7 protein-coding genes are annotated in these 2,420 nt (G+C 40.8%); 6 read left to right on the forward strand and 1 reads right to left on the reverse strand.

Going from position 1 to position 2,420, the window contains the following annotated elements:
• From H6G48_RS25830 to H6G48_RS09450, 5 genes are all read left to right on the forward strand, one after another.
• The coding region (locus H6G48_RS25830) for a hypothetical protein (protein WP_206755675.1) at positions 1 to 217 on the forward strand (217 nt) is incomplete at its 5' end.
• A 2-nt stretch (positions 218 to 219) separates the two neighbouring features.
• Positions 220 to 447, forward strand: a complete 228-nt coding sequence (locus H6G48_RS09435; RefSeq protein ID WP_190721276.1) for a DUF5615 family PIN-like protein — start codon at positions 220 to 222, stop codon at positions 445 to 447.
• Positions 448 to 498: 51 nt separating this feature from the next.
• Positions 499 to 825 (forward strand): hypothetical protein, encoded by a 327-nt coding sequence (locus H6G48_RS09440; RefSeq protein WP_190721278.1) that lies wholly within the window; start codon positions 499 to 501, stop codon positions 823 to 825.
• Entirely contained in the window at positions 810 to 1,043 is a 234-nt protein-coding gene (locus H6G48_RS09445; protein WP_002769319.1) for a DUF2283 domain-containing protein, read from the forward strand. Before H6G48_RS09440 ends, H6G48_RS09445 begins: the two co-directional genes overlap by 16 nt.
• A gap of 218 nt (positions 1,044 to 1,261) precedes the next feature.
• Positions 1,262 to 1,522 (forward strand): hypothetical protein, encoded by a 261-nt coding sequence (locus H6G48_RS09450; RefSeq protein WP_190721280.1) that lies wholly within the window; start codon positions 1,262 to 1,264, stop codon positions 1,520 to 1,522.
• Between the two features lie 57 nt (positions 1,523 to 1,579).
• On the opposite strand, the gene H6G48_RS09455 is transcribed toward H6G48_RS09450, so the two are convergent.
• A complete protein-coding gene (locus H6G48_RS09455; protein ID WP_002769327.1) occupies positions 1,580 to 1,798 on the reverse strand; it encodes a DUF2283 domain-containing protein in 219 nt (72 codons plus the stop codon).
• 190 nt (positions 1,799 to 1,988) lie between these two features.
• On the opposite strand from H6G48_RS09455, the gene H6G48_RS26820 reads away from it, so the two are divergent.
• Complete coding sequence (locus H6G48_RS26820) at positions 1,989 to 2,123, forward strand: hypothetical protein (RefSeq protein ID WP_277925603.1); 135 nt, start codon at positions 1,989 to 1,991, stop codon at positions 2,121 to 2,123.
• Positions 2,124 to 2,420: the final 297 nt, after the last annotated feature.

The raw sequence follows: 2,420 nt of genomic DNA on the forward strand, positions 1-2,420 counted from the left end.
AATGACGACACCTCGAAAGAAAACAACTGCATTGATTGATTCTACCCGTTTCTGTGTTCCGGAGGAAAAGCGCTCTCTAGTTGGCAAATTTAATTTGACTGGAATGTATAACAGCCATTTCTCCACAGACATCCGTATCATACCAAGAGCCAACCGAACCATAAATATTGATGGTTCTACTCTTGATCACGAAAATCGCCCGTTCAAGAAAACTTAACAATGCCCACCAGCGATCGCAGTCACAAGGCTAAAGCGATCGCACTGGATGAAGGGGTTTCTAAGGCGATCGCCAAAGGTTTAAGGATGCGAGGGATTGATGTTACAATGTCTTCAGAGGAAAGACTGATTGGGGCTTCTGATCAAGAGCAATTAGTTTATGCTTTGTCGCAAGGCCGAGTTGTTTTCACGTTTCATGTCTCTGATATTGGCATCCGCGATCGCCAATGATTAGGTTTTGGTTTTTAAATTTAAGATCAGTTTTGCAGACATGAAGAAAATTTGGCAAGGTCTTTTTTCTGTAGTTATTTAGAAGTAGAGGTTGAATTAACCGATGAGCGAGAACAGCATATTATTGTTCGCCATCCAGGTACATTACCCGATTATGAGGAGCAATTAGCCCAGACTTTAGCTGATCGAGATTTAATTCGTTCTAGCGATCGCGATGAAAAGGCGTTGTTATTTTCTAAGTGGTTTTCAACGATTCGGACGGGACGATTTTTAATTGTGGTGGTGGTTTCCCAAACTGATCTTAGTCGTCATTGGATCGTGACTATATACACAGCCCGAAAAATTACAGGGGGAATAATGGTATGGAAAAAAATCTAACTTTTCGCTATGACCCGACGGGAGATATTCTTTATGTAGATGTCTGTTCTCCCTATGCAGATCAAGAGTCGGAGGAGATTGGGGATGAAATTGTCGCTCGTCTAAATCCGACTTCTGGGGAGATTGAGAATTTGGAGATTTTATTTTTCTCGAAACGCTGGAATCAATCCTTACCGTTACAATTGCCGATTGATGCTGCTTTTCGATTAGTGGGATAATGGGACACCCCCTACGCAATCGGCGATCGCACTGTTTTGACAGTTCAAGCAACGGCAAGATTGGTCGGCATGGCGTAACGTAATACTATAAAAATATGTCGTATTCAAGAGTAAAAAGACTTGTTAGATAGCATACTCAGTCTAAAAAAAATTGAATTTGATGACTGAAGGTAAATTTTTAGCTTACATTAACATCAGCAAAAGCCAAGAGGTTACTAATGACTCAAGCAATTCGTCAAACAACTTTTGTTCAGTCAGATGGTCGTCTAGAAATTCAGTCAGATCAGCTTTTCCCTGGGAGAAAAGTAGAGGTTATTATTATTCTGGAAGATGACCCTGCAATATCATCAGCAGAAGCTTTAGCCATTAAGAGATTGGAAAATTTAGGTGATCCGCAGGAATGGATAACTGGGGTTGAAGCAGATGAAGAAATTGATGAGGATCAGTTAAGGGAATGGGTTAAAAGTTGTGGCCACTAAAAATCATTTAGAGTAACACGCCGATCGCCGCTTCATTTCTGCCTAATTTACTTAAACTTATGCAGATGTCTTCAGGGGGACGAGGGGGAGTTGATTGATAATAAATTCACCGAGTTGCACTTTTTTGCTGGCATTATCAATGTCTAAACCGACTAGGTTCCCTAATTCATCGTAATCGGCAACGACTCCTTCTGAAATTTCTTGGCTATCAACACTGGATTTGTCTGCAAGGTGGATATAAAGGGAGTCTGTTTCTGGGTAGTAGTTAATCTTCATGGTCTAAAGCTCCGGTCTGGAAAGGCGTTGTGGATAGTCAGCTTATCTTCTAGGGTAATGACTCTCAGGTATCGATCGCCAAATTCTTTTATCTGCGCCCAAAAGCGAAAACGATTATCTTCTTGAGGTTCACAGCGAATAGGGTTTTCGATAACGTAAATACACCATTCTTTTTTGAGGTAAGGGCGTTTTGTTAAAACATCATTTTCAAAAAGGGAAGTGGGTGATCACCATTCAGCCCAAAACGTTGGTTAGCGATCGCCTTCATTCTTCAGTCCTGAATAGTTATGCCCCAGAAGACGAAGGTTTATATGACGATTATTAAAGGCGGAGCCAATCTTTCAGCCCGTTTTCAATTAATTTCATCTGTGATTCCGATAGCATTCCAAGCTTTTTCACAAAATAGGGTGGAGGAACGGTTACAAAACCCTGAAGTAGGAAGGCACCTTTTCTTTTCAGAAAGGGAAGGTCGATCTGAATCTCATATTGGGAGCCTCTGATACTAGTTGTATCTGAACTTCCCCCATACATATATACCATAATAGCCCAAAACCCTTATCCATCAATGGATGTACCCCCTTAACTTTTCTTAATGTACCCATGTAATTTGTAACATTTCTTA

This window comes from Microcystis flos-aquae FACHB-1344, assembly GCF_014698375.1.
GTDB lineage: Bacteria > Cyanobacteriota > Cyanobacteriia > Cyanobacteriales > Microcystaceae > Microcystis > Microcystis aeruginosa.

Excerpts from the sequence above, each read along its gene's own strand:
- H6G48_RS09435 (WP_190721276.1), top strand. The coding sequence starts at position 220 with ATGCCCACCAGCGATCGCAGTCACAAGGCTAAAGCGATCGCACTGGAT.
- H6G48_RS09445 (WP_002769319.1), top strand. The coding sequence starts at position 810 with ATGGAAAAAAATCTAACTTTTCGCTATGACCCGACGGGAGATATTCTT.
- H6G48_RS09450 (WP_190721280.1), top strand. The coding sequence starts at position 1,262 with ATGACTCAAGCAATTCGTCAAACAACTTTTGTTCAGTCAGATGGTCGT.
- H6G48_RS09455 (WP_002769327.1), bottom strand. The coding sequence starts at position 1,798 with ATGAAGATTAACTACTACCCAGAAACAGACTCCCTTTATATCCACCTT.